Here is a 24,408-nt window from a genome sequence, read left to right as displayed (position 1 = left end):
TTAGGGCTATATGAAAATCATTAAACCCTTACGTCTGAGCGTACTGAACCGGCCATTCCGCTGGCAGGGCAAAAATTATCTTGGCGTTTCGGTGCTGGCGTTGGCGGATATGGGGCCAAACCCGCAGCTGCGCCCCGAGATGGAACTGTGGCAGCTTGCCGCCGACGAACTGCAAACCAGCGGCGGCGTGGTGGATATGGCCATCCCTAAAGTCCGCGCCGAATTTCTTGCCACCGGTTATGCCTATACCCATCATCAGCAGGAAAAAAGCGCCTGCGTGGCGCGCATCGATATCGACAAACTGAGTAAGTCGTTGGTGGTGTTCGGCGATCGCGAGTGGGCGGGGCAACGTATGACCCGACCGCAGCCGTTCAGCGAAATGCGCCTCGACTGGAGCCGCGCCTTTGGCGGCGGTGATTATGCCGACAACCCGCACGGTCTTGGTGTCGCGCCGGTAAAACAGCAGGGGCGCGAACATCATCCTCTGCCGAATATTGAACCGCTGGAGGGAAGAGTAAGCTCGCCGCAGCAGAAACCGCAACCGGCAAGTTTTGGCCCGTTGGATATCCAGTGGCCGCGGCGCTTTAGCCGAATGGGCAAAAAATATGATGCCAGTTGGCTACAACAGGAGTTTCCCGGGTTTGCCCGCGATATTGACTGGAAAGTCTTTAACGCCGCCAGTCCGGACCAATGGTGGGAGGATCGGGATACCTTGCCGCCAGGGGCGAAATGGCGGATCTGGAATATGCATCCTGAGAAACCAATGCAGGAGGGCCAGTTGCCGCCGTGGCAGGCTCGCTGTTTTATACATCGCCAGCGCGCGGATGAAACGCTATTCGAAGAAATTGCCTTACGCGCCACCACGGTATGGTTCTTTCCCCATCGGGAACAGATGATGCTTATCTGGCAGGGGCACATTCGTATCAATGAAGACGATGCCGCCGACGTCCTGCAGCTGATCCCGGCGCTGGAAAAAGAGGGCGCCGCCCGTTCGCTTAATCACTATCGCAAGGTACTGGCCCAGCGAATGGATAAAGAGAAGGGCGCGCTCTTCTCCTTCCGCGAAAAGGATCTCATACCGGAAGAGACCATCGGCCCGTGGATCGACAATGAAATTGAACAGTCGCCGAGTCCGCAGCAGGAGAATATGAAAAACCGCGCCCGTCTGCTGCGTGAACAACACCGCGCCGCCATCGAAGCCAGCGGCGGTGATATCGATAGCCTGTTGGCGGATATCGACGAACCCACGTTGCCTAAGCTTGAAGACCTGCCGGAGTTTATCGCCGACATGGAGCGTCAGGCGCAGGAAATGGAGAATGATGCACAACAGCGCAAGCGTGAGATGGAGGCGCAATATCCGCAGTTGAATAACGATGAAAACCAACCGCGCGGCCCCGAATCCATGCACCGGATGCAGGAGATGCTTCATCAGCACCAGCAGGAACTGAGTGAGAAAAAGCGCGCGCAAACGCGCGAGGCGCTACATCAGATGTACCTGGCCGCGGTGCAACATCAGCCGCCGGCGGTCCGACTGAAGGGCGATCTGGCGATGATCCTGCGCCAGCGCGCCGAGCGTACCATGGCGCAGGGCGGCAATTTTAGCGGGATGGATCTGACCGGCGTTGATTTTTCTGGCATGGATTTTCGCGGCGCCAATTTTGAAAAGGCGTTACTGGAATGCGCGGACCTCAGCCATTGTCAGCTGGATAACGCCTCTTTTCAGGGGGCCGTGCTGGCCAGAACGGAGCTACAGCATTCGTCGCTGCGTAACTGTGATTTTAGCGGCGCCAGCCTGGTACTGGCGGAGTGCCATCAAAGCGACTTCACCGGCGCTCGCTTTGAAGATAGTCAGCTACAGAACGCGCTGTTTGCGCAATGCATTTTCGATAACGCGACGCTAAAAACGCTGATCCTTCGGGAAATCAGCCTGATTGACTGCCGTTTTCAGCGCGCCGAGCTGGATGGCTGCGTCTTTATGGAACTGACGCTGGCACAACCTGATTTCAGCCACGCGCGGCTGCACAAATGCTCGTTTTTACAATCTGAACTGGAGCATGCCATTTTCCACCAGGCGACGCTGGAAAGCTGTTCGCTGGTGCAGACCATAGCGGAGCGCGCTGATTTTAGCGCTGCAACATGGCTAGCCAGCGCTGCGGTTTCGGAATGCTCACTTATCGGCGCCGACTTCAGCCACGCGACGCTGCAGCAGAGCAATTTGCGCCAGACGCCATTACAGGGCGCGCGCTTTGGGCTGGCAAAAATCGAAAACAGCGATCTGAGTGAGGCCGATTGCCGTGATGCCAGCTTTGTGCGCGCGAATCTGGTCGGCAGTCTGTTTGTTCGCACCGATTTTCGCGAGGCCGATTTTACCGACGCCAACCTGATGGGCGCGCTGCTGCAAAAAAGCCAGCTTGCCGGAGCCAATTTCGAAGGCGCCAATCTGTTCCGCGCCGATCTTTCACAATCCTTTACCAGTAAAACCACGCGGCTGGACGGCGCATGGACCAAACGCATTAAAACCCTGCCGAAGCGCGATGGAGAAGTGATATGACGATACTGAGCCCGGAGGAGATCGTTCAGCGCATCAAAAACGGCGAGCCACTCAATGAAATATCGCTGGATGGTATCAACCTGCAGGGCTGCGATCTCTCCGGCGGTCTGTTTCAGGAGGTGTCGCTACGCGGCGCTAATCTGCAAAATGCCAATCTGCATGAAGCCCTGTTTACCGAGTGCCAGCTGCAGAACCTGCAGCTGCAAGGCGCCCAACTTAAGCAGACGACCTTCAATCAGTGTGAAATGGCCCATCTTCATGCCGCCGAAACCACGCTTGATAGTTGCGTGTTTAATCAGTGCGACCTGCAAGAGAGCGATTTTTCGGCGACGACGCTGCAAAGCAGCCAGTTTATGCGTTGCCAGATGAGCAGGAGCCGTTTTCGCGGTTCAACGCAGGAACGCAGCGTGTTTTATGAGGCTGATCTGACTCACGCCAGCTTTGCGCAAAGCCGCGGTCTGTTGACCACCTTTTATCATATCGATTTGCGGGACACCGCGCTGGACGGAATGCAGTGCGACCGGCTGGTGTTTTTCCAGTGCGATCAGCGCGGCAAAGACTATTCAAGGCAGGGTTTTACCGGCTGCCAGTTCACCGATTGTCCGCTGGACGGCGCGAAGTTTAACGGCGCCCAGCTAACCCAGTGCAATTTCAAAGGCGCGTCATTGCGTGAAGCAGAGCTCAATCAGGTGAACGCCAGCCAGGCGCTGTTTATGGAGGCCGATCTGCGCGGCGCCCAGTGTCGCGGCAGCCTGTTCGACCAGGCGATATTTGTTGGCGCGATACTGGAGCAGGCCGACTTTAGCCAGAGCAGGTTGTTCCAGAGCGTTTTACAGCGGGTTCAGGCCGCCGGGGCGCGATTCGCGCTCTGCGATCTGACGTGGAGCGATTTTTCCGCCGCCGACCTGCGCCAGGCGGATCTGCGCGGCGCGACCTTTTCCCGCACCCGACTGCACCGCGCCCGCCAGGACGAAGCGCTGCTTACCGGCCGCCTGGGGATCCTGGAATACGATGAAGAGTTATTAGTCGCTGAGGCGTGGAGCGCCCAGCGCCACAGCCGTTGTTAAGGAGACAACAGATGACAACCATTAATCACAAACTGGCCCAGGCGGCGATGCCGCCGGCGCAGGCTTCCGGCACGGTGACCCATTGCTTTGCCGACGGAAGCGTGACCGTCGAGAGCGAAGGGCGCGGCTGGCACTGTCGGCGTGCGGTCAGTTGTCTGATCGCGCCGCAGGCTGGGGATCGCGTACTCATCAGCAGCGTGGACAACCAGATCTGGCTGTTAGCGGTACTGGAGCGTGATGAAAGCCGCCAGGCGGAGCTCAGCGTACCGGGTGACCTGCATATTCAAAGTCAGGGAGAACTCAGCCTCAGCGGTCAGCGCCTGTGCGTCAATGCCGCGCAGGGGGACTGCCATATCAGCGAGATGAACTACAGCGGCGATAAGCTCTCGGCATGGGTGACACTGTCACGTATTGTAGGCAAACGCGCCGAATCGGTCTGGCAAACGGTGACGCAAATTAGCCACAATCTGCTGCGCACTACCCGGCAGACCGAGCAGGTGCGCGCCGGGCAGCTGGATATGAAAGCGGAAGATTACGCCCGCCTGCATGCGCACAATACGGTTATCACCTCAAAAGCGATCACCAAAGTCGATTCAGAACAGATCCACATGGGCTAAGGAGCTAATCATGTTTGCCAACTGCCAGCTATTCGGTGTCGATTTAGCCTTCCCCGACGTCTGTCTGACCCCGATGCCGGCGCCAACGCCGATTCCCTATCCGGACATCGCGCTGGGGCCGACGGCGATCCCTAACGCGCTCAATATTCTGTTTATGGGCATGCCCGCGCACAATATGGCGACGGTGACGCCGCTCACCAACGGCGATAACCCCGGCGTGGCGACCGGGGTGGCGTCAGGTACGGTGATGGGGCCGTCGCGTCATCTGACCGGCGCATTTACCGTGCTGCTGAAAGGCACGCCGGCGACGCGTCTAACCAGCGTTAGCCTGCAAAATTCGACAAATGCGGTCGGTATGCGCATCGTCCCCAGCCAGTTCAAGGTATTGATGCTGGCGCCGTAAGCTGTCGGCTATGCGAGAAAACGATTACAATCGCCCAACTGAATCACTTTTTGTGCAGAGTTATAAGGGTCAAAATGAATCCGAGCGTTATTCAGTGGAATGAAGACAATTTCTCGCAAGTTGAACGCTATAACGGCGTGGCTGTTGTGCGTTTTCATGCGCCGTGGTGCGGCCCTTGTCAAAGCAGCGAAAGTCTGTTTCTCCAGGCGGCAGACCGGCTACCGTCTGATGTATTAGTCGGTACAGTAAATGTCGTTCAGGCTCCGGTGCTGGCGGCGAAATATAGCGTCTGGGGGTTACCCAATACGCTTGTTTTCCGCGATGGTCAGGTGGTGGAGCGACTCAGCGGCCCACAAACATTCAGCGCTATTTTGGCAGCGATAATTCGCGCCCAGGCCGTCATCTGATGTCGATAGTTTCTCCGATAGTGGGGCCCGTCTTCTACGATCTCCTGCAGCATGGCCGGGCGTTCGCCGCGCTGGCATTACTGTGTTGCCGGCTAATATTTAACCGCCAGGGATTCGTGCTGTTCGCGATTTATTGTCGTAGCCAGCGGTTGGCTCTTCTCGCGGGCAAACTACGTCAGAAGCGCAGATAGAGAGCGGCGAAGACGGTGAGCAACCCCTGACTATCAACGGATAGCCAGGGGTTTTGTTTATTGCGGATAGTTAAACGCGTCAGGATGGTTTTCAAGGCTGCCGCTCAGCGCGGCAAACAGCACGGTTTTGCCATCAATCGACAGCGCATCGCTGACGTTAAGCCAGGTCAGTTTTTCCTGCGATGTCTTCTCATCAACCACCGAGAAAACGCCCGACATCTGTTTGGATTTTTCCGACCAGATCACGGCGATACGTTCGCTTCCGCAATCGTGTGGTTTACAGGCGCTTAATACCTGCCAGGACTCAGAGCCCAGTTTCACGGTCTGTGCCGGAGAACCGGTACCGCCGCTGTTAACCCAGGCCGGGAGTTTATGGCCTTTCACCATCTGGCTGAACGACGCTTTGGTCGCATTATCTTTGGCAAGTGAAGTCAGCGTGACATCACTTTGCGCCATAACGCTGGCGGATGCGGTGAGTGCGACGATGGCGGCAAGTGCTTTGAACATGTTTCCTCCTGGAGTTGATATGTCCTCATTTCGGGCCCCTTAATAGTGGGCGCAGAGCATCATTAATGCAAATGAACATATTTATACAATGAATGTCATCGCCCGCGCAAAGCGTGGACTTATCCGGCTTTGACATGTCATGATGCACATTGGTTAAATTTTTGTATTAATAGCCGAGAGTGAAGGGCTAATACAAAAGGGCATATTTATTCAGGCGATAACGCATGGCGTATTTGAATCATCTGTTGACGTTTATTGAAAGTAATCCGGCACTGGCGATCGGCTTTAACCTTATTCTGCTGGTTGTCTCCGGCATATTTGCCCATCTTTTATGCAAGTTTTTGCTGATTAAAGTGATACGCAAGGTGTTCTTCGCCAGCCATAAGCAGGACGTACCGCTGGAAAAAGACCGCCGTATCGCCGAGAAACTGTCAAACTTCATTCCGGTTATTATCGTCTACTACGTTCTGCAGTTTATGCCCAATATGCCGGCATCGCTGGTAACGGCGATTAATACCATCTGCGGAATTTTGTTTTTTATTTTTCTGTCGATCTTCTTCAACGAAATGCTGGATATCGTCAATAGCTCTTATCTGCGTAAGACCAAGCGCAAAAACCACTCCATCAAAGGCTATATCCAGATAGGCAAAATCTTAGTTCACATTCTGGCCGCAATTATGATCCTCGCCGTGATGTCGAATAAATCACCGGTGATTATCATTTCCAGCCTCGGCGCCGTCGCGGCGGTGCTGATGTTAGTGTTTCAACATACCTTGCTATCGCTGGTGGCCAACGTCCAGCTATCGTCTAACGATGTGCTGCAACTGGGCGACTGGATCGAAATGCCCGACAAGAACCTGAGCGGGGAAGTGACGGATATCGCGCTGCATACCATTACTATCCGTAACTGGGACAACACCATTTCGCGTATTCCGACCAAGAATTTCCTTACAGAAACGTATACCAACTGGCAGGCGATGTTCTCGTCCGGCGCACGGCGGATCATGCGTAGTATTAATATCGATCAGCACTCGGTGACCTTCCTGAATCAGGAGATGTTAACCCCGATGCTGGCAATCCGCGGGGTGAGTGAGCCGCTCAGTAAATTACTGGATGGCCGGGATCCGGGCGGCGTCGCGGATCGCTGGTTTATTGATAACGGGTTGACTAACCTGACGCTGTTTCGCCATTACCTGATGAGCTATCTCGCCGAACGGCCAGATATCGTTAAAGATATGTACATCGTGGCGCGAACGTTAAAACCGTCGCCGTCCGGGCTGCCGCTGGAAATCTACTGCTTTACCTCCTCGACGCTGTGGATGGATTACGAGAACACCCAGTCCGCTATTTTTGAATACATTACCGCCGTGGCCGGGCAGTTTTCACTGCGTCTTTACCAGTATCCCGCCGGGCATGATTTCTGGCGCTTATCGCAGGAAAACAGTTCACGGACGACGACACCGCCGTCGACGGAAGGGCCATAATTGGCGCGTATATCCATCTCGACAACAGGATGTTCAGAGGATGCTGAAGTTCATTAAATACAGTTTGCTGCTCAGTGCGGCCGTCAGGGACAGAATAAAAACCAGCGATCCGCAGCAGCTTGAAAAGCTTAAAGACAGATTAAAAGACCGGATGGGTATTCCGGTCGGCTGGCATATGTCAGGAATACCGCTGGTAGGGGCTATGATTCTGAGCATGTTCGCTTTTGCCCTAGCTCAACCTTATCTCTGGTTGGCGGTGTTCGAGCTATTTGGGCTGCCGCAGTATGCCGTGATGGCGGCGATTGTGCCTGTATCGCTAATTTATAGTCTGATAATGGTTCTGACGATGTACTTCGTTGCCAGAGGCAATTTTCTGGCGCTTAAATTATCACTGGCTTTGATGGCTTTTAGCGGTCTGGTTGCGATTGTTTATTTTCTTTCTGTTTGCCTGGGGGCATTATTCGGCGCCGGACTAAAACCAGGATTTCTCATTAGCGCCGTGCTGGGGCTAGTATTCATTTTAGGCGGTATCCGATGCATTAATAGCCAGACTTTTTACCGGGCAAACGCCCTTTATCTACATAACAGGGTCTGGCGAAAACAGCTTAATATTCAGCGCCAGACGCTGCGCCGCGCTTCACGTTAGAAAAGGGCGACAACAGGCCAGTTTTAGCCTGGCCTTATTTTATAAATCAATGAGCAAATTCGTGCTGTGGCTGCGGGAGCAGCACAGCGCGACATGCTGCACGATGGCGCATTTTTCTGCTGCTGACTGCACCGTATCACGATGATCCACCTCTCCCTCAACCACCCTGGTCAGACAGGCGCCGCAAATCCCCATCTCACAGGAGAGCGGCACTGCCACACCATTTTCCTGCAATACCTGCGCAATGGTTTGATTGGCGGCGACAGGCCAGCACTGGCCAGAAGAGGCGAGCGTCACCGTAAACGTCTCTTCCTGCCGAACGTCGTTGGCGGGCATTGACGCCTGAAACGCCTCCTCATGGATCTGCTCAGCCTGCCAGCCTTGTATGGCCGCCGCCTGGCGCGCGGCGGCCATAAATCCCGCCGGCCCACACAAGTAAAGCCGATCTTCACGATGAGGAACGCTCAACCTTCCAGGCAAATTTTCTCGCGGGCTCTCGCCTTTAGCTGAGCTATAAATCCTCACGTTTTCAGGTGCCAGCTTGCGGGCAATCGCGGCTACCAGGGCGCCGTTTTCCCGTCGGTTGAGGTAATACTGTAAGGTAAATGGCTTTCCTTGCGCCGCTAACGCCCGCGCCATGCTATACAGCGGCGTAATGCCAATCCCGGCGGCCAGCAGGGTGACATGTCGCGCCGTCTGCAGGACAAACTGGTTTCGTGGTAGCGAAATCATCAGCCTCTGACCCGGTCGCAGCGTCTCATGGATGTAGCGCGAACCGCCGCGCGATTCTGCCGCTCTCGCCACGCAAATCAGATAACGTTCCAGCCTGCGGTGGCTCCCGGTGAGTGAGTACTGACGGGTCACGCCGTTCGCCAGATGCAGATCGATATGGGCGCCGGGCTGCCATGCGGGTAATGGACCGCCGTCAGTCGTTACCAGCCTGACCGCCAGATTATGTTCGCCTTCACGCCAGAGACCATCGACAACCACCTCAATCAGATTACTCATCGTATAACTCCTTGCTCAGACCAGGAAAAACTCACCGAAACCCAGCCGCTTCAAGCCGCGACGGTAGGCAATTGAGCTACGGTCGGCTGGAATATGTGCTTCCAGGGTAAGATCCAGAGGTAGCGTCTCCGGGCGCTGGCTTTCAACCATCAGCCGGTCTTCTTCGAACACGCGAAGGTTGAAAGCGTAGACTTCCTCCACCGGCACATGCAGGTCGAAATTGCGGGCGATAGGGGCAAACATTCGCGTGACCCGTGATGAGACGGGCGAGGCGGCATTCATTATTACCAGTCGGGCTTCTCCGGGGAAATGAATCGTCAGGGTAGCGGTAAAGGGCAGATGCATCTCAAAGCGACGCAGCCATTGAAATCCCTCCGGAGCGCGGTAGCCGGCGCTTGCCGGATAATTGCCGACCGTACTCCAGTAGTCGACGACAAACCCGTTTTCCGTTTCCTCAGGCAGGTAGTCAGGAACCTGTTGATTCTCCGCATCGGCGAAGGTGTCGGTATGGATCCACGCAAAATGCGCCACATCAAGAAACCCTTCCACCTGACGGCCTGCAAAGCCATTGACCTCAAACGCCGGGCAGGTCAGTTGCTGGAATCCGTCGTCTGCCCAGTGCGGCATGGTCGGTAACCGCGGGGGATTGTCAGCATCATAATCGAGACACACCCACACCAGACCATAGTGTTCTTCCGCCGCGTAGCAGGTCAGATTTAATTTCGCCGGTATCGGCTGATTTGGGCTGGAGGGGATTCGGTTACAGCGGCCATCTTCCCCAAAGCGCAGGCCGTGATAAGGGCAAATGATACCTTCTTCGTCATGAAAACCTAACGTCAATGGTACCCCGCGGTGGGGACAGACATCGCGGGCGACCACGACTCGTTCGTGCAGGCGATAGATAACCAGTTTTTCATCCAGCAGGATGGCTTTCACCGGTTGCGGGCCGATATCAGCGCTGCGAGCCACCGGATGCCAGCATTTTGCCAGCCGCAGCCAGTCCTGAGGTTCAAAGGTGCAATGCGCGGGGGGCGCGAGCGGTGGTCTGTTCATCGTCTTGCTTCCTGATGGCTAAGTTGATTGTTTAGTTGTTGTGAGTTTATTGTTGCCATAGTAGGGTGTTGACATCCATCAGCATTAATTCAGCTATCCGTTGCAAAAATCAGTACAGGTAACCGATGAGTCCTTTCTCACGCTTTGCTCGCTATTTTATGGAAGTGGCCCGCAGCGGCAGCCTGCGTCGGGCGGCGGAAAAACTGCATATTTCGGCTTCGGCGATTAACCGCCAGATACTGCAGGCTGAAGCTTCCTTCGGCACGCCGCTGTTTGAGCGGCTGCCGGAAGGTTTGCGGATGACCACCGCAGGCGAGTTGCTGTATGACAATCTGCTGCGCTGGCAAAAAGAGTTTCGCGTAACCCAACAGAAATTTGATGAACTGCAGGGGCTAAAACGCGGAACGGTGAATGTCGGTATGGTGCAGGCGCTGGCCGAAGGGAGTTTTGCCGCGGCGCTGGCAGAGATTATCAACCAGTGCGAGTGGCTGGAACTGATGTTGCAGGTCGCCGATAGCCAGAGCATCAGCGACAGAGTGCGTCAGGCCGATGTCGATTTTGGTCTGATCCTCGATCCTGAAGGTCAGGCGGGTCTCAACGTACTGGCGTTTATTGAAATGGAAGTCGGGGTGGTACTGCATCCGCACCATCCTTTTGCCGCTGCGCCCGCGATCTCGCTGGGGGAACTTAGCGATGAACGGCATATTATTCCCGGCGCGCCGTTAATAGTGCATGACCGGGTGACAATGCTCTATCGCCATTATGATTTTTCGCCGCCCAACACCGTTAGCTGCAATGATATTCGTCTGATTAAATCGCTGGTGCTTAAAGGCGGCGGGGTGGCGGTCCTGAGCCTGCTGGACGTGCAGGACGAGGTAAACAACGGTTCGCTGGCGTTTGTGCCGCTGCGTAATAAGCTGCTGCGGCCTTTGACTCTGGCGCTATGCACCGCGCCATCGCGCCAGCTATCTCGTCCGGCGCAAATGGCGATTCAAAAACTAACGCTGGTGATGGAGGAGATGCGTAGCGCTGCTCACTCTCAGCCTAATGGCCCGCCCTGAATGGTTTCGCACAAGCCGTTGATAATACGCTCGCCGGTTTCCGTTTTCAGTTCCTGGTACCAGGCTTTGGTTAACGCCATATCCTTACCGTGGGTGATATCACAGCGTTTACGCGCTTTGAGCACCAGGTCACGCACCCGTTCACAACGCAATACTTCGTACTGGCGCAGCGCGGTGACAATATCGCTATTGTCGCGCAGTACATTACCCAGCACGACCGCGTCCTCCATCGCCGCGCAGCCGCCCTGGCCGATATCCGGCGTGGTGCTGTGCCCGGCATCGCCCAGTAGCGCCACCTTGCCACGCACCAGCTTATCAAAAGGTTCAATATCGTGAATTTCTATCCGATTGGTGGTCTGCGGGTCGAGTACGGCGATAAGCTTTTGCACCGGCGGCGCCCAGCCGGCGAAGTAGCGGGTTAAATCGTCGCGCAGGGTGAGGCGATCTTCCGCTAATCCGGCCGGCAACGGCACATCGAAGAAGAAGTAGAAACGTCCGCCCGCCACCGGCATCAGCGACACGCGTTTCCCTTCGCCAACAAACGTCGTCCACTGATCGGCGGGAGCAATGGACTCATCAATATCGACCAGACCATTCCAGTTAACGTAACCGGCATAGCGGCGTTCCGGCGTATAGCCGAGCACATATGGCCGCAGCGCCGAATGGCTGCCATCGGCGGCGATAACCACATCGCCGTGCGCCTCGCTACCATCGGTAAACCGGACGGTTACGCCGTCGGTATGCTCCTCCACGCGGGTGACCCGCTTGTCGAACTGCACCTGCTCACGCCCCCAGAAATCGAGCATCTCGCGCTGCAGTTCCGTTCGCGACACAGGCGAAGGGCGGCCCTGCGTACGTTCTACCAGCGGCGCTAGGCTGAAGCGGGTGAGTGTTTCCCCGCGTTGATACTCCTTATACGCCAGATAATGCATCGGGCCGCCATAAGCGTCGATGATCTCGCCCATCCCCAGGCGGTTCATACACTTGACGCCGTTGGGCCAGATAGAGATCGCGGCGCCAACCGGCTTAATCTCTTTTACCGCTTCGAACACTTCGCAGGCGATGCCTGCATTACGTAGCGCCACCGCGGCGCTCAACCCGCCGATTCCCGCGCCAATCACGATTGCTTTCATTGTCTTCCCCTTAGGTGTGTTGTTTAAGGGGTTCAGCAATTTGCGTACCAGGTAGCAGAACCTGCGAAATCAGCGGTAAACGGACGGGTGATGGCGGAAAGGTGCACCAAAGAAGGGCAAAGTTGCGATTATGTTGCCTTTTTATGAATCAAAGATTTCTTTTAGTGAATTAAGGAATCAAAAGTTTCAACGCCCCGCGCCAACGTTCGTTACAGAACACCCGCTCTTTAATTTAGCTATTTCACTGATAAATAAAAGATAAAACGATTTTTAGGTGAGTAAAGATAGAGGGAGCCAGCAATGTGGCCTGCTTTGTGCACTACATCGTCAACGCTTATCCACGACGAGACGGTGACCCCATGTCTGATGAAAAGAACAGCAACCTGCTTTATGGCCTGGAGCAGCGCATCCCGCCGCTACCGGCTTTTTTTAGCGCCTTACAGCACGTGCTGGCAGGGCTGGTCGGCATTATTACGCCGCCGCTGATTATTGGCGCCGCGCTAGGGCTTGGCGAATGGCTGCCATATTTAATTAGTATGTCGCTAATGGCTTCGGGGATTGGCACCTTTCTTCAGGCTAACCGCGTCTGGGGGATCGGTGCGGGCATGATCTGTATGCAGGGCACCAGCTTCGCTTTTCTCGGCGTAGCGATTGCCGGCGGCATGTGGGTAAAAGCACAGGGTGGCGGCCCGCAGGACATTATGGCCATGCTGTTCGGTGTTAACGTTGTTGCCGCGCTGGTACCGGTCGTCGTCAGCCGCTTTATCGAACCGCTGAAAAAACTCTTTACCCCGATTATTACCGGCAGCGTCATTGCGCTGATCGGCATTAGCCTGATAAAGGTCAGTATTATTAACTGGAGCGGCGGCGAGCACGCGAAGGATTTCGCCAGCCCGGGCAATATCGCATTGGGCGGCGTGACCTTAGGGATTATCGTGTTATTAAGCTGCGCGAAAAACCGCTGGCTGCGTTTATCGTCGGTGGTCATCGGCATGGCGGTGGGCTGTATCGCCGCCGCGTTGAGCGGGAAATTTCATCTGGCGCCGGTCGGCGAGAGCTGGTTTCGTCTGCCGGCGCTCTTTCCTTTTGGCTTTCAGTTTAATAGCGCCATCTTTTTACCGGTCGCGCTGGTGTCGCTGGTCTGCATTCTTGAAGCCGTCGGCGATTTAACCGCCAACTGCCTGATCTCAAAACAGTCCATCGATGATGGCGCGTTTCGCTCACGCCTGAAAGGCGGGATCCTCGCGGATGGCATTAGCTGCCTGATCGCCGCGGCGATCTGCGCGTTTCCCAATACCACCTTCGCGCAGAATAACGGCGTCATCCAGATGACCGGCGTCGCCAGCCGCTATGTCGGGCGTTATATTGGCGTATTGCTGATTCTGCTTGGGCTGTTTCCTCCCTTTGGCGAGATCCTGCGCCAGATCCCCACGCCGGTGTTAGGCGGCGCGACGATGGTCATGTTTGGCTGTGTCGTGGCGGCCGGGATCCGCATCATCACCCAGAACCCGCTAACCCGCCGCGATATGCTGATTGTTGGCCTGGCATTTGGTTTTGGCCTCGGCATTGAGGCGGTTCCCGCTTTCCTTGCCCATTTCCCGCCTATCATCGGCAACCTGTTTGGATCTGCGGCCACCAGCGGTGGGCTGGTGGCGATTGTACTGAATCTGATTATTCCGCAAGAGAAAGCCGCCATGACGGCAGCGGCAAGGAGCAATGATGATAACACTCAACCACTTTAATCAGCTGCCGCAGGCGGAAGCCATTCGCCAGCTTGAACCCTGCGTGGCGCTCCCCGCCTGGCGCGAAGCGCTGGCGCTGGAGCGGCCCTATGCCACACTGACGGCCTTAACGGACCGCGCACAACAGCTGATGCAGCACTGGGGAGAGGCAGAACTGGCGCGGGCGCTCTGCGCCCATCCGCGGATCGGGGAAAAGCCGACGGGCGGGGAAGCGCATGCCGCGCTGTCTCGCCAGGAGCAGGCGGAGGTTAATGCCGACGATGCCGCTATCGCCCGGGCGCTGAAAGAAGGGAACGCCCGTTACGAAGCCCGCTTTGACCGCGTGTTTCTAATCCGCGCCAAAGGGCGCAGCGCCGCCGAAATCCTGCAGGCGCTGACCCAACGGCTGACCCATAATGACGCGCAGGAAATTGAAGCGGCGCTGGAACAATTACGTGAAATCACCTTACTCAGACTGGCGGGAGTTATTAGCGAATGATCACCCTGAGCACCCATATTCTTGATATTTCTACCGGCAAGCCTGCACAAGGCGTGGCGGTCACCCTGTTATGCGAAGGGCGCAGCCTGGCATCAGGCGTGACAGACAGCCATGGCCGCCTGGGCGAGCTGGCGACGGGACAACTGCGTCCCGGCAACTATCAGCTGGTGGCCGAACTGCAATCGTGGTTTGCGCGCGATGGACGCCAGACCCTGTACCGGCAGGCGCAGATCGATTTTATGATTACCATTGATGACAAAGACCATTTTCATCTGCCATTTTTAATTGCCCCCGGCGGCTGGTCGACCTATCGCGGAAGTTAAGTTGAGTCCGCCGCCCGGTCAGAATGAAGCGCCGGGCAGCGGTTCAGCCTTCGTTACACCATACCTGTTCGCCATTGACCCAGGTTTCACTAATGTTCCGTTCATCGCCTAAGGTCATCAATACGAACAGCTGCTCATAGACATCATGACAGCGTGCGCCGCGCAGCTTTTGTAGCGGCGTTACCGCCGGGTCGATAACCACCAAATCGGCCTCTTTTCCCGACTGGAAATTACCAATTTTGTCATCCAGGCGTAACGCATGCGCGCCGCCCAACGTCGCATGATAAAACGCTTCGCTAGCGCGCAGGCGATAGCTCTGTAGCTGCGCCACTTTATAGGCCTCGCCGAGGGTGCGCAGTAGGCTGAAGGTGGTTCCGGCGCCAACATCGCTGCCGATGCCAATCCGGACCTGATGTTGCCAGCTGGCGGGCAGGCGAAATAGACCGCTACCTAGAAACAGGTTTGACGTCGGGCAAAAGGCGATTGCCGAACCGGTCTCATGCAAACACCGCCACTCTTTCTCCGCCAGATGGATCCCGTGGGCGAAGACGCTGCGCGCACCGGTCAATTGATAGTGATGATAAACATCAAGATAGTGCTCATGCTCCGGCCATAACTGCTTTACCCACGCGATTTCATTAAGGTTTTCACTCAGATGGGTATGCAGCCAGGTATCAGGAAACTCCTCCCGCAGCCGCTGAACTGCTTGTAGCAGCTCCGGTGTGGAAGTGGGAGCGAAACGCGGCGTAATAGCGTAGCCCAGACGGCCGCGCCGGTGCCAGCGCTGGATCAGTTCGCGGGTCTGGCAATAGCTTTGTTCGGCGGTTTCAGTTAAATACTCCGGCGTATGGCGATCCATCATCACCTTACCGGCCAGCAGGCGCATGTTCAGACGTAATGCCTCGGTAAACAGAGCCTCCACGGACGCCGGATGAAGCGTACAAAACACCAGCGCGGTGGTGGTGCCATGGCTGAGCAACTGGTTGACAAAAAAACGGGCGATATCTGCCGCGTACCGTTCATCGGCAAACTGGCTTTCCACCGGAAAGGTATAAGTGGTCAGCCATTCCAGCAGCTGTTCGCCAAAGGCGCCGATCATTTCGGTTTGAGGATAATGAATATGGGCGTCGACAAACCCCGGCAGTAGCAGTTTGCCGCGCAGATCGCGATAGCCTTTATGTGGATCGAGTAATGCTTCGCCTTCCTGCCATGGCAGTAGCGCCTGAATCTTCCCGGCGTAAATAAACAGCACGCCATCATCAATATATCGCGCGTAGCGGGCGATATCGTCAGCGCTGGCGGCGGGTTGGCTAATATCAAAAAACGCACCGCGTAGCGCGGTGTGGTATTCCAGCATGGTGCCGCCTTATTTGAGTGGTGATGTATCCGTTGTGCAAATTTAATGCCAGGAAGCCGCGGCAGGCGCCGCGGCCGGTTGGGATTATTCTTTCTGCGCCAACGCGCCGGGGGTAAAGCGGGCGGAGGAAGCAGCCTGCCGCTCGTCGCGGGCAATCCAGCGATACAGGCTGCCGCTTAGCAGCACGCCGATGAACCAGCTAAAATTGGCCACCTCATGCAGAGCGGGAATAAAGCTGATAATCAGGCCGACCGCCACCGAGGGCAGCAGCGCGGCGATGGCCTTCGGGTTAAAGCCGTTGCGGTACCAGTATTTGCCTTTCGGGGTATCATCGAAAAGATCGTCGATCGATACCTGTCCGCGTTTAATCAAATAGAAATCAACCAGCAGAATGCCAAACAACGGCCCGATAAACGCTCCCAATACATCCAGGGTGTAGTGGATAAGCTCAGGGGAGTTAAACAGGTTCCACGGGGTGAGCAGTATCGAGCCGACGGCGGCAATCATCCCGCCGGTGCGGAAACTGATTTTTTGCGGCGCGCAGTTGGAAAAATCAAATGCCGGCGAGACGAAGTTGGCGACAATATTGATGCCGATAGTGGCGGTGATCATGGTCAGCAGGCCGATGGCCACCGCCAGATCGTTACCCACATGGCTCACCGTTTCAATCGGATCGGTGATCATCCGGCCAAATAAAGATTGCGTCCCGGAGACGATTACTACGGTCACTACCGAGAACAGCAGGAAGTTAAACGGCAGCCCCCAGCGGTTGCCGCGGCGAATTTCGCCCATGCTTCTGGCGTAACGGGAGAAATCGCCAAAATTGAGCAGCGGACCGGAGAAGTAAGAGACCACCAGCGCGGTGGCGGTGATCATCTGCCAGCTTTGCTCACCGGCGGTCAGTGTCTTACTGGCGAGGGTAAAGGAGATACCATCGAGGCCTGTCTTGTATACAATCCAGCCCGCCAGCGCCAGCATCACCACATATACCGCCGGGCCGGCGATATCAATAAAGCGCTTAATCGCGCTCATGCCGTGCCAGAACACCATCGCCTGCAACAGCCACATGGTGGCGAAACAGATCCAGCCAAGCGATGAAAGACCCAGCAATGACGTTTGCGTCATTGCCGCCAGCGAGGGCCAGAACTTCAGCAGCACCAGCATTAAGGCGTTCGCAGCCAGATAAGTTTGGATCCCGTACCAGGCGAAAGCAATCAGCCCGCGTATCACCGCTGGAATATTGGCGCCGAAGACGCCGAACGCCTGACGGCAGATGACCGCATAGGGCACGCCGGCAATCTGGCTGGGTTTGGCCACCAGATTGGCGCAAAGCTGGACGATAACAATTCCGGCTAACAGACAGATAAGCACCTGCCAGCTCGCCAGACCCAGCGTAAAGAAACTCGCCGCCACCACATAGCCGCCCATGCTATGCACGTCCGACATCCAGAAAGAAAAAATGTTGTACCAGTTCCAGTTTTGCTCGCGCGTCGGCGCCAGATCCTCGTTGCAAAGACGCGGGCTGTAGCCTGATGCCGGGTCTCCGGCGTTGAGCTGATGCGTGTTTTGTGTATTTGGCATGGATCCTGCTCCTCTGAAGACAAACGTTTTGCCGTTGATAGCGGAAGGCGTTGCAGGATCCAGGCCAGAATAGTTAATCTTGTATACAAAATATTTATTTTATGTATACGATTTGATATCGAAATGGAAAGTGGAGTGGACCAATGGGCAATGAAAATCCGCTGCAGGCCGCAGCCGGACTGCATGACAAGGATGAGTCTATCTACGAAGCCTTGCTGACCGCGATTGTCGAGCAACAGCTGCTGCCGGGCAGCAAATTGCCGGAAGAGGCGCTGGCGGAGGTGTTCGGCGTCAGCCGCACGGGGGTACGCAAAGCGCTGCAACGACTCGCCGCTGTGCAAATGGTGACATTAACGCCCAAACGTGGTGCACAGGTCGCCAGTCCGACGGTCGACGAGGCACGGGAAATATTCCGCACCCGCGCGCTACTGGAAGTGGCGAATCTGCCGGATGTACTGCAACGCTGCCAGCCTCCGCATCTGGCGGCGCTGGAAGCCATTATTCAGCAGGAGCAACTGGCGCATGAGGCCTATGATGGCCCGGCGGCTATCCGCCATTCCGCTAATTTTCATATTCAGTTACAGGCCATTTCCGGCAACCAGGTGCTAACGGAGATGGTCACCCGGCTCAGTCAACGCTCATCGCTGGTGATTGCCGCCTGGGGCGCGCCGTGGCGGCAGGGGTGCCGCTGCGATGACCACGAGCGCCTTGTCGGCCTGCTGCGCGAAAAAGCGCTAACCGCGCTGACCGAGGCGCTCAACCATCACTTTGAACACATCGTTGCCAGTTTATGTTTTTCCCGCACGGGGGAGTCGGTTCCCGATTTCGCCCGGCTGTTCGCCGGCTATAAGGAGCGGTAATGTCCACCATCTGTATACAAGTTATCAATCCCAATACCGATCCCGGTATGACGCAAACCATCGCCGAGGCGGCCCGCGCCGCGGCGTCGCCAGGAACCGATATTGTCGCGGTCTGTCCACCAGACGGCGTGCCGTCGATTGAAGGGCATTTTGACGAAGCCATCGCCGCCGTCGGCGTGCTGGAGCAAATAAAAGCCGGGCGGCAGCAGGGCGTTTCCGGGCACGTTATCGCCTGTTTTGGCGATCCGGGATTACTGGCCGCCCGTGAACTGGCCCAGGGACCGGTTATTGGTATTGCCGAGGCGGCGATGCATATGGCGACGCTGGTCGCTACCCGCTTCTCGGTGGTCACTACCTTACCGCGCACGCTGATTATCGCTCGCCATCTGCTACATCAGTATGGTTTCCATGAGCATTGCGCCGGTCTGCATGCGATCGATCTACCGGTGCTGGCGCTGGAAGATGGCAGCGGCGTGGCGCAGGAAAAAGTACGCGCCCGCTGTATTCAGGCGCTACAGGAGGATGGCTGCGGCGCTATCGTGCTGGGCTGCGGCGGCATGGCGACCCTGGCGCAGCAACTGACCCGGGAACTTCAGGTACCCGTTATTGATGGCATCAGCGCGGCGGTGAAGATGGTGGAATCTCTGGTGTCGCTAGGCCTGACAACCAGCAAGCACGGCGATTTAGCTTATCCGGAACGTAAAACGCTTAGCGGTAAATTTGCCGTGTTTAATGATTAAATGAAGGGGTGGGAGATGATACCAGCAGCAGAATTATATCCGCGCGATTTGCGCGGCTACGCGGGAAAGCCGCCGCACGCGCAGTGGCCAAACCAGGCGCGTATCGCGGTGCAGTTTGTGCTTAATTACGAAGAAGGCGCCGAGAATCACGTCCTGCACGGCGATGCGGGTTCTGAACAGTTTCTCTCCGATATCATCGGCGCTGCCAGCTATCCCGACCGCCATATGTCGATGGACTCATTGTATGAATATGGCAGCCGCGCGGGTTTCTGGCGTATCCATCATGCCTTTCAGGAGCGGGGGTTACCGCTGACGGTGTTTGGCGTGGCAATGGCGCTGGCGCGTCATCCGGATATCGTCGCGGCGATCAAAGCGGCCAACTACGATGTGGTCAGCCACGGGTGGCGTTGGATCCACTATCAGCATATGGCGATTGAACAGGAGCGCGACCATCTGCATAAAGCGGTGCAGGTGCTGACCGACCTGTTTGGCAAACCGCCCACCGGCTGGTACACAGGGCGCGATAGCCCTAACACCCGGCAACTGGTGGTCGAACATGGCGGATTTGATTACGACAGCGACTATTATGGCGATGATTTGCCGTTCTGGACGGAAGTGCCTTGCGCCGACGGGCAGCGTAAACCGCATCTCATCGTGCCTTACACGCTCGATGCCAACGATATGCGCTTTGCCACCGCTCAGGGGTTTAATACCGCTGAACAGTTTTATACCTATCTGAAAGACAGTTTTGATGTGCTGTACGCGGAGGGTGAAACGTCGCCGAAAATGATGTCTATCGGCATGCACTGCCGGTTGCTGGGCCGCCCTGGACGCTTTCGCGCTCTGCAACGTTTTCTCGATTACGTGCAGCAGCATGAGCGCGTGTGGATTTGTACCCGCCAGCAGATTGCCGACCACTGGCGGCAGGTGCATCCGTACCAGCCATAGCGGCAGACCCATTGCGCCGTTATTTGTCGGGTGGCGGCTAACGCCTTACCCGACCTACGGTCCGTGCGGCCTGCCTTTAATTTATACTGCCGGTGTTGGTAGCCTCAAAATCCCCGGTGGCGCTGCCGCTTACCGGGGCTACAGCACAATGCGATTTGGTAGCCCGGAGAAGGCGCAACGCGCCGCGTCCGGGAAAACCTCTTAAAAAAGTTGCAAATCGATAACAGTATCTACGGTCCGTGCCATTGTGAGCTTAAGATCTCTATCTTGTAAATGGCTACTGAAACTGCGGTGTTGGTGGCCTCAAAATCGCTGAGACGTTCCCGGAAGGTCGGGGCAGCCCGCATGGATGCGGGCTGAGGGCCGTGATTTGCAGGGACGCTGCCTCGGCCCGACCCGAAGCCTGCAGGGATTAGTCGAAGGAACCACGAAGTGGCGATTTTGGCGGCCAGAGCCCGGGGGTACAGGGGGCGGCGGCGACTGGCCGCCCTCTGTGCGCTCCCAGCGCCACGGAAAACATATTGCGGAAAAATTAACCTGGAGCGCAATGTGCTCAGAATTAACACAAAGCACATGTTTTTCCCAGACCAAAACCGTTGCAAATCGATAACAGTATCTACGCCGGCATGTGATCTGTAGGCCTGCTAAGCGCAGCGCAAGCAGGGGGCGACAACGGCATCAATGTCCCATCAAACTAACCTGTGCGGCAACGATACGCCAGCCGCAGGCAAACCGAACCCAGGTTTGCTGCTGACGGCCGATACGATCGCTGCCTTCACGGGTGAACTCGGTACTGCATACCGCATAATCCTCCCCATAGGTGGTGATCACCGTATGGCGTAACTCCCGCGCAAGCCCTGCGGCAGGGCGCGCGGCGCGGAAGCCGCGGATCTCATCAATACCATACAGATTCTCTCCGGCGCCGAGGCGAACCGTGCGCGTATCGTGCCAGAACAACGCATCCAGCACCGCGATATCGTTACTCACCAGTGCCTGTTCATAGCGATAAAAGGCCGCCGTTACTTCAGCGACCACCTGCGGAATATTGATTTCTTGCGACGCGATCATGCGGCTACCTCCACCGGGCGGGAATCGGTTATTCCCATCGCTTCCAGCGCATAGGCGGCGCGCAGACAGGCCTGTTCATTAAACGGTGCGGCAATTAACTGCACCCCGACAGGCAGCCCTGTCGCTGTACGTAGCGGGACGGTTACCACCGGCAGACCGATAAAGGAGATTGGTTGAGTGAGCATGCCCATGCTGGCGCGTATCGGTAAAGACTCGCCGTTGATCTCCATCGTCTGCTCGCCAATAAGCGTGGCGCTGCATGGTGTTGCCGGGGCGATGAGCACGTCGGCATGGGTGAATAGCGACGCGACTTGCTGCTGGGCGTGCCGACGGAAGCGCTGCGCCTGCAGGTACCAGGCGGAAGGGATCATCGCACCCGCCAGCAGACGTTCGCGCGAGTGCGGTTCAAAGCGCTCCGGCTCACGCCGTAAGGCTGGCAGGTACTGGTTTCCGCCTTCAGAAGCGCTAATGATAAAAGCAGAAGCGCGCGCCAGCTCCGCCTCGGGGAAGAGATACTCTTCAGAGGCTTCGAGATAGCGGGCGACGCGAGCCACCGCCGCGCGGGCATCGTCATCGCACCAGCGGCTGAAATAGCCGCCTAAAACCGCGCAACGCAGCCCCTGGAGGCCATATTGCAGATGCGGCGTAGCTGGGGTGACGCCGCGTTCGGCCTGAAAACCGTCATTAACGTCTCGCCCCTGAAGAACATCGTAGACTGTGGCTAAATCCTCTACCGTACGGGCAAACGGACCAATATGATCGAGGCTGGGAACAAAAGGGTGGCTGCCGGTACGCGACAGACGGCCGAAGGTTGGCTTGAGACCAAAAATCCCGCTCAGGGATGCCGGAACGCGGATTGAACCATTGGTGTCGCTACCGAGCGAGAAATTAACCAGCCCGGCGGCGACCGCCGCCGCTGAGCCGCCGGAGGATCCGCCGGCAATGCGGTTAAGATCGTGCGGATTGCGCGTCGCGCCATAGTGGCTGTTTTCCGTAGTAAAACCGTAAGCATAGGCGTCCATATTCAGCATCCCGCTGAGCAGGCCGCCTGCGGTATGGATTTGACTTACTGCCCAGCTATCGACGCGGGCAGGCGGGTTATCGCTGAACAGTTGGGCGCCGGCGAGTGTGGTTTCCCCCGCGACATCAAACAGATTTTTGACCGCGTAGGGAATGCCTGCCAGCGCAGGCAGCGGCTGATTCGTGCGCCGTAGGGCATCAATGGCGTCCGCTTCGTCGAGCATCCGTTTCCCGGTGACAGTCGTCCAGGCATTGAGCCGCGGGTTACTTTGCGCAATATCATCAAGCGTCTGGCGAGCCAGCTCTCTGGCGCTAAATTCACCGCGACTCAGCGACTGCTGAATGTCGGCAATGGTCATCTGATGTAGCTTCATGCTTTATACACTCCGGCGATTTCCAGACGCTGATCGAGCGGATAGGCCATCAGCGGTTCAGCCATATCGGCAATGCGGCGAAATTGCGCCAGCAGCTCAGCGCGGCGCGATTCATTCAGTTCAAGGGCGAGGATCTGCTCCATCTGTCGAAGCCAGTCGCGCCACTCTTTTTCGGTTTGTTTCATGCTTCTCCCCCTAATAGCCAGCGGCGGTGCCGTTACTGCGCGGGTCAGACGCGCCTTCAAACAGGCCGTCAGGATGGCGGACAATGGCGCCGGCATGTCCCATGGCCTCGCTGAAGTCGGCCAGTACCTCAACCTCATGCCCCAGTTCCCTGAGCCGGGCGAGGGTTTGCGGCGCAAAGCGGCCTTCTACTTTTAGTGAGTCCGAGGTCTGTCCCCAGGTGCGTCCAAGCAGCCAGCGCGGACGAGAAATACTCTCCTGAAGCGGGACATTCTGCAGGATATAGCGGGTGAAAAGCGCCGCCTGTGTCTGCGGCTGCCCGTCGCCGCCCATTGAGCCATAAACCATCACCCGGCCATCGTTCAGGCGTGCGGCGGCGGGATTAAGGGTATGGAAGGGTTGCTTGCCCGGCGCCAGGGCCAGCAAATGCGCCGGGTCCAGGCTGAACGACGCACCGCGGTTTTGCCAGACAATACCGCTGTCCGGAAGTACCACGCCGCTGCCAAACTCATGGTAGAGACTCTGGATAAAGGAAACCGCCAGCCCGCTACTATCCATCACGCCCATCCAGACGGTATCGCCGGGGCCTTTGCCTGCGCCCCATGGCGCGGCGCGCTGGTCGTCGATCTTCTCCGCCAGCGGTTGTAACGCCTGCGGGGACAGCAGGCTTTGAATATCCACGTCCAGATGCTGCGGGTCGGTAATATGTTTATCTCGCAGGCTAAAGGCCTGTTTTGTCGCTTCCACGATACGGTGGATAGTCTGCGCATCGTCGGTCTGCTCCATCGCCAGCCGGTCAGTGATGCCGAGAATGGCCAGCGATACCAGTCCCTGCGTCGGCGGCGCCAGGTTCCATAACTCACCGTGTTGATGCTGTAACCGCAGTGGTTGCGGGCGACGCGCGCGATGCTGGCGCAGATCGTCAAGCGTTATAGGAAGGCCGTAACGGGCCATGCCGGCCGCCAGTTGTTCCGCCAGAGAGCCGCGATAGAAACTATCAAGCCCTTCCGCAACCAGCCGTTTTAGCGTGGAGGCCAGCGCAGGCTGACAAAAGCGGCTGCCGCTTTGCGGAGGGCGGCCATTGACCAGAAAGGTCTCAGCGAAGCCCGGCTGGCGCTGAAGTTCATCTAATTTTCCGGCGGTGGCGCTGGCTTGCGAGGCGGTCACCGGAATACCGTTATCGGCATAGCCGATCGCGTCCTGTAACAGGCGCGAAAGCGGTAGTGATTTACCGGTCAGCGAGTGTGAAACTTTCAGCGCCTCATCCCAGCCGCTGACGGTGCCGGCGACGGTCAGGGCGGATTGCGGGCCGCGATGCGGGATGTGCGTTAGTCCGGCATAGGCTTCCGGCGTCGCCAGTGAACCCGCGGCGCCGCTGGCGTCAATGGCGATCGGATCGCCCTGCGGCGGTACGATCAGCCAGAACCCATCGCCGCCTAAACCATTCATATGCGGATAGACCACCGCGATGGTCGCGGCGGCGGCGACCATCGCTTCTATTGCACTTCCGCCTTCGCGCAGCACGGACAGCGCGCTTTGGCTAGCCAGATGATGGGGGGCGACCGCCATCCCCTGGGTCGAGAAATGACTCTGCATAACTTATCCT

At 57.0% G+C, this 24,408-nt stretch carries 24 protein-coding genes and 2 pseudogenes; 16 read left to right on the top strand and 10 right to left on the bottom strand.

The window, feature by feature from the left end; genetic code table 11:
- Positions 1–10 precede the first annotated feature (10 nt).
- From ABLV17_RS22810 to ABLV17_RS22785, 6 genes are all read left to right on the top strand, one after another.
- On the top strand, positions 11–2,551 hold the full coding sequence (locus tag ABLV17_RS22810) for a DUF2169 domain-containing protein (protein WP_113373365.1): 2,541 nt from the start codon (positions 11–13) through the stop codon (positions 2,549–2,551).
- Positions 2,548–3,618: a pentapeptide repeat-containing protein gene (locus ABLV17_RS22805; RefSeq protein ID WP_113373366.1), complete on the top strand. Its 1,071-nt coding sequence runs from the start codon at positions 2,548–2,550 to the stop codon at positions 3,616–3,618. Before ABLV17_RS22810 ends, ABLV17_RS22805 begins: the two co-directional genes overlap by 4 nt.
- 11 nt (positions 3,619–3,629) lie before the next feature.
- A complete protein-coding gene (locus ABLV17_RS22800) occupies positions 3,630–4,235 on the top strand; it encodes a DUF3540 domain-containing protein (RefSeq protein WP_020078770.1) in 606 nt (201 codons plus the stop codon).
- Positions 4,236–4,245: 10 nt separating this feature from the next.
- On the top strand, positions 4,246–4,638 hold the full coding sequence (locus ABLV17_RS22795; protein ID WP_015366584.1) for a DUF4150 domain-containing protein: 393 nt from the start codon (positions 4,246–4,248) through the stop codon (positions 4,636–4,638).
- Between the two features lie 74 nt (positions 4,639–4,712).
- The gene (locus tag ABLV17_RS22790) at positions 4,713–5,045 is read left to right on the top strand and encodes a thioredoxin family protein (RefSeq protein ID WP_049059877.1); all 333 of its coding nucleotides are present in this window, start codon (positions 4,713–4,715) and stop codon (positions 5,043–5,045) included.
- Positions 5,045–5,236, top strand: coding sequence for a hypothetical protein (locus ABLV17_RS22785; RefSeq protein WP_113373367.1), 192 nt, complete (start codon positions 5,045–5,047; stop codon positions 5,234–5,236). Before ABLV17_RS22790 ends, ABLV17_RS22785 begins: the two co-directional genes overlap by 1 nt.
- A gap of 57 nt (positions 5,237–5,293) precedes the next feature.
- Here ABLV17_RS22785 and ivy read toward each other — a convergent pair whose 3' ends face one another.
- Positions 5,294–5,743, bottom strand: a complete 450-nt coding sequence (ivy, locus tag ABLV17_RS22780; protein WP_047049054.1) for an Ivy family C-type lysozyme inhibitor — start codon at positions 5,741–5,743, stop codon at positions 5,294–5,296.
- A gap of 224 nt (positions 5,744–5,967) precedes the next feature.
- Between ivy and ABLV17_RS22775 the strand changes: the two are divergent.
- From ABLV17_RS22775 to ABLV17_RS22765, 3 genes and pseudogenes are all read left to right on the top strand, one after another.
- Positions 5,968–6,388 (top strand): annotated as a pseudogene (locus ABLV17_RS22775) (hypothetical protein).
- A complete protein-coding gene (locus ABLV17_RS22770) occupies positions 6,310–7,227 on the top strand; it encodes a mechanosensitive ion channel domain-containing protein (protein WP_228302249.1) in 918 nt (305 codons plus the stop codon). Before ABLV17_RS22775 ends, ABLV17_RS22770 begins: the two are co-directional and overlap by 79 nt.
- 40 nt (positions 7,228–7,267) lie before the next feature.
- Positions 7,268–7,873 carry a hypothetical protein gene (locus tag ABLV17_RS22765; RefSeq protein WP_308959017.1) on the top strand — a complete coding sequence of 202 codons (606 nt, stop codon included), beginning with the start codon at positions 7,268–7,270 and terminating at the stop codon, positions 7,871–7,873.
- A gap of 39 nt (positions 7,874–7,912) precedes the next feature.
- Here the strand turns inward: ABLV17_RS22765 and ABLV17_RS22760 are convergent, their stop codons facing one another.
- Both ABLV17_RS22760 and hpxD read right to left on the bottom strand, forming a co-directional pair.
- Complete coding sequence (locus tag ABLV17_RS22760; RefSeq protein ID WP_113373368.1) at positions 7,913–8,881, bottom strand: PDR/VanB family oxidoreductase; 969 nt, start codon at positions 8,879–8,881, stop codon at positions 7,913–7,915.
- 15 nt (positions 8,882–8,896) lie between these two features.
- Complete coding sequence (hpxD, locus tag ABLV17_RS22755) at positions 8,897–9,934, bottom strand: molybdenum cofactor-independent xanthine hydroxylase subunit HpxD (protein ID WP_308959019.1); 1,038 nt, start codon at positions 9,932–9,934, stop codon at positions 8,897–8,899.
- 125 nt (positions 9,935–10,059) lie between these two features.
- On the opposite strand from hpxD, the gene hpxR reads away from it, so the two are divergent.
- Positions 10,060–10,995 carry a LysR family hpxDE operon transcriptional regulator HpxR gene (hpxR, locus tag ABLV17_RS22750; protein WP_047048397.1) on the top strand — a complete coding sequence of 312 codons (936 nt, stop codon included), beginning with the start codon at positions 10,060–10,062 and terminating at the stop codon, positions 10,993–10,995.
- Here hpxR and hpxO read toward each other — a convergent pair.
- Positions 10,974–12,128: an FAD-dependent urate hydroxylase HpxO gene (hpxO, locus tag ABLV17_RS22745; RefSeq protein WP_348854675.1), complete on the bottom strand. Its 1,155-nt coding sequence runs from the start codon at positions 12,126–12,128 to the stop codon at positions 10,974–10,976. The genes hpxR and hpxO overlap by 22 nt on opposite strands.
- A 359-nt stretch (positions 12,129–12,487) precedes the next feature.
- Between hpxO and ABLV17_RS22740 the strand changes: the two genes are divergently transcribed.
- From ABLV17_RS22740 to uraH, 3 genes are read left to right on the top strand one after another with little or no spacing between them, the layout of a single operon-like run.
- Positions 12,488–13,870, top strand: a complete 1,383-nt coding sequence (locus ABLV17_RS22740; RefSeq protein ID WP_308958836.1) for a nucleobase:cation symporter-2 family protein — start codon at positions 12,488–12,490, stop codon at positions 13,868–13,870.
- A complete protein-coding gene (gene uraD, locus ABLV17_RS22735) occupies positions 13,848–14,348 on the top strand; it encodes a 2-oxo-4-hydroxy-4-carboxy-5-ureidoimidazoline decarboxylase (RefSeq protein ID WP_348854674.1) in 501 nt (166 codons plus the stop codon). Before ABLV17_RS22740 ends, uraD begins: the two co-directional genes overlap by 23 nt.
- Entirely contained in the window at positions 14,345–14,671 is a 327-nt protein-coding gene (uraH, locus tag ABLV17_RS22730) for a hydroxyisourate hydrolase (protein WP_316423904.1), read from the top strand. The genes uraD and uraH overlap by 4 nt, the downstream gene beginning before the upstream one ends.
- Before the next feature lie 43 nt (positions 14,672–14,714).
- On the opposite strand, the gene guaD is transcribed toward uraH, so the two are convergent.
- A complete protein-coding gene (guaD, locus tag ABLV17_RS22725; RefSeq protein ID WP_348854673.1) occupies positions 14,715–16,028 on the bottom strand; it encodes a guanine deaminase in 1,314 nt (437 codons plus the stop codon).
- Positions 16,029–16,112: 84 nt separating this feature from the next.
- Positions 16,113–17,609, bottom strand: coding sequence for an NCS1 family nucleobase:cation symporter-1 (locus tag ABLV17_RS22720; RefSeq protein ID WP_015366599.1), 1,497 nt, complete (start codon positions 17,607–17,609; stop codon positions 16,113–16,115).
- 143 nt (positions 17,610–17,752) lie between these two features.
- On the opposite strand from ABLV17_RS22720, the gene ABLV17_RS22715 reads away from it, so the two are divergent.
- The 3 genes and pseudogenes from ABLV17_RS22715 to puuE all read left to right on the top strand — a co-directional run bounded on the left by ABLV17_RS22715 (position 17,753) and on the right by puuE (position 20,157).
- Positions 17,753–18,469 carry a GntR family transcriptional regulator gene (locus ABLV17_RS22715; RefSeq protein ID WP_015705421.1) on the top strand — a complete coding sequence of 239 codons (717 nt, stop codon included), beginning with the start codon at positions 17,753–17,755 and terminating at the stop codon, positions 18,467–18,469.
- Positions 18,469–19,334, top strand: a pseudogene (gene hpxA / locus ABLV17_RS22710) (allantoin racemase). The gene ABLV17_RS22715 and the pseudogene hpxA overlap by 1 nt, the downstream one beginning before the upstream one ends.
- Positions 19,225–20,157: an allantoinase PuuE gene (puuE, locus tag ABLV17_RS22705; RefSeq protein WP_015705419.1), complete on the top strand. Its 933-nt coding sequence runs from the start codon at positions 19,225–19,227 to the stop codon at positions 20,155–20,157. The pseudogene hpxA and the gene puuE overlap by 110 nt, the downstream one beginning before the upstream one ends.
- A 678-nt stretch (positions 20,158–20,835) precedes the next feature.
- On the opposite strand, the gene hpxZ is transcribed toward puuE, so the two are convergent.
- From hpxZ to hpxW, 4 genes are read right to left on the bottom strand one after another with little or no spacing between them, the layout of a single operon-like run.
- Positions 20,836–21,225 carry an oxalurate catabolism protein HpxZ gene (gene hpxZ / locus ABLV17_RS22700; protein ID WP_348854672.1) on the bottom strand — a complete coding sequence of 130 codons (390 nt, stop codon included), beginning with the start codon at positions 21,223–21,225 and terminating at the stop codon, positions 20,836–20,838.
- Positions 21,222–22,619 (bottom strand): AtzE family amidohydrolase, encoded by a 1,398-nt coding sequence (locus ABLV17_RS22695; RefSeq protein ID WP_348854671.1) that lies wholly within the window; start codon positions 22,617–22,619, stop codon positions 21,222–21,224. The genes hpxZ and ABLV17_RS22695 overlap by 4 nt, the downstream gene beginning before the upstream one ends.
- Positions 22,616–22,804: an oxalurate catabolism protein HpxX gene (hpxX, locus tag ABLV17_RS22690; RefSeq protein ID WP_348854670.1), complete on the bottom strand. Its 189-nt coding sequence runs from the start codon at positions 22,802–22,804 to the stop codon at positions 22,616–22,618. Before hpxX ends, ABLV17_RS22695 begins: the two co-directional genes overlap by 4 nt.
- A gap of 10 nt (positions 22,805–22,814) precedes the next feature.
- A complete protein-coding gene (gene hpxW, locus ABLV17_RS22685) occupies positions 22,815–24,398 on the bottom strand; it encodes an oxamate amidohydrolase (protein ID WP_348854669.1) in 1,584 nt (527 codons plus the stop codon).
- Positions 24,399–24,408 lie beyond the last annotated feature (10 nt).

The sequence above is a fragment of the Klebsiella sp. CN_Kp091 genome, assembly GCF_040065095.1.
Taxonomy (GTDB): Bacteria; Pseudomonadota; Gammaproteobacteria; order Enterobacterales; family Enterobacteriaceae; genus Klebsiella; species Klebsiella aerogenes.
This window is presented reverse-complemented; position numbering and strand designations above follow the sequence as displayed.

Excerpts from the sequence above, each read along its gene's own strand:
- ABLV17_RS22810 (WP_113373365.1), top strand. The coding sequence starts at position 11 with ATGAAAATCATTAAACCCTTACGTCTGAGCGTACTGAACCGGCCATTC.
- ABLV17_RS22805 (WP_113373366.1), top strand. The coding sequence starts at position 2,548 with ATGACGATACTGAGCCCGGAGGAGATCGTTCAGCGCATCAAAAACGGC.
- ABLV17_RS22800 (WP_020078770.1), top strand. The coding sequence starts at position 3,630 with ATGACAACCATTAATCACAAACTGGCCCAGGCGGCGATGCCGCCGGCG.
- ABLV17_RS22795 (WP_015366584.1), top strand. The coding sequence starts at position 4,246 with ATGTTTGCCAACTGCCAGCTATTCGGTGTCGATTTAGCCTTCCCCGAC.
- ABLV17_RS22790 (WP_049059877.1), top strand. The coding sequence starts at position 4,713 with ATGAATCCGAGCGTTATTCAGTGGAATGAAGACAATTTCTCGCAAGTT.
- ABLV17_RS22785 (WP_113373367.1), top strand. The coding sequence starts at position 5,045 with ATGTCGATAGTTTCTCCGATAGTGGGGCCCGTCTTCTACGATCTCCTG.
- ivy (WP_047049054.1), bottom strand. The coding sequence starts at position 5,743 with ATGTTCAAAGCACTTGCCGCCATCGTCGCACTCACCGCATCCGCCAGC.
- ABLV17_RS22770 (WP_228302249.1), top strand. The coding sequence starts at position 6,310 with ATGCTGGATATCGTCAATAGCTCTTATCTGCGTAAGACCAAGCGCAAA.
- ABLV17_RS22765 (WP_308959017.1), top strand. The coding sequence starts at position 7,268 with ATGCTGAAGTTCATTAAATACAGTTTGCTGCTCAGTGCGGCCGTCAGG.
- ABLV17_RS22760 (WP_113373368.1), bottom strand. The coding sequence starts at position 8,881 with ATGAGTAATCTGATTGAGGTGGTTGTCGATGGTCTCTGGCGTGAAGGC.
- hpxD (WP_308959019.1), bottom strand. The coding sequence starts at position 9,934 with ATGAACAGACCACCGCTCGCGCCCCCCGCGCATTGCACCTTTGAACCT.
- hpxR (WP_047048397.1), top strand. The coding sequence starts at position 10,060 with ATGAGTCCTTTCTCACGCTTTGCTCGCTATTTTATGGAAGTGGCCCGC.
- hpxO (WP_348854675.1), bottom strand. The coding sequence starts at position 12,128 with ATGAAAGCAATCGTGATTGGCGCGGGAATCGGCGGGTTGAGCGCCGCG.
- ABLV17_RS22740 (WP_308958836.1), top strand. The coding sequence starts at position 12,488 with ATGTCTGATGAAAAGAACAGCAACCTGCTTTATGGCCTGGAGCAGCGC.
- uraD (WP_348854674.1), top strand. The coding sequence starts at position 13,848 with ATGATAACACTCAACCACTTTAATCAGCTGCCGCAGGCGGAAGCCATT.
- uraH (WP_316423904.1), top strand. The coding sequence starts at position 14,345 with ATGATCACCCTGAGCACCCATATTCTTGATATTTCTACCGGCAAGCCT.
- guaD (WP_348854673.1), bottom strand. The coding sequence starts at position 16,028 with ATGCTGGAATACCACACCGCGCTACGCGGTGCGTTTTTTGATATTAGC.
- ABLV17_RS22720 (WP_015366599.1), bottom strand. The coding sequence starts at position 17,609 with ATGCCAAATACACAAAACACGCATCAGCTCAACGCCGGAGACCCGGCA.
- ABLV17_RS22715 (WP_015705421.1), top strand. The coding sequence starts at position 17,753 with ATGGGCAATGAAAATCCGCTGCAGGCCGCAGCCGGACTGCATGACAAG.
- puuE (WP_015705419.1), top strand. The coding sequence starts at position 19,225 with ATGATACCAGCAGCAGAATTATATCCGCGCGATTTGCGCGGCTACGCG.
- hpxZ (WP_348854672.1), bottom strand. The coding sequence starts at position 21,225 with ATGATCGCGTCGCAAGAAATCAATATTCCGCAGGTGGTCGCTGAAGTA.
- ABLV17_RS22695 (WP_348854671.1), bottom strand. The coding sequence starts at position 22,619 with ATGAAGCTACATCAGATGACCATTGCCGACATTCAGCAGTCGCTGAGT.
- hpxX (WP_348854670.1), bottom strand. The coding sequence starts at position 22,804 with ATGAAACAAACCGAAAAAGAGTGGCGCGACTGGCTTCGACAGATGGAG.
- hpxW (WP_348854669.1), bottom strand. The coding sequence starts at position 24,398 with ATGCAGAGTCATTTCTCGACCCAGGGGATGGCGGTCGCCCCCCATCAT.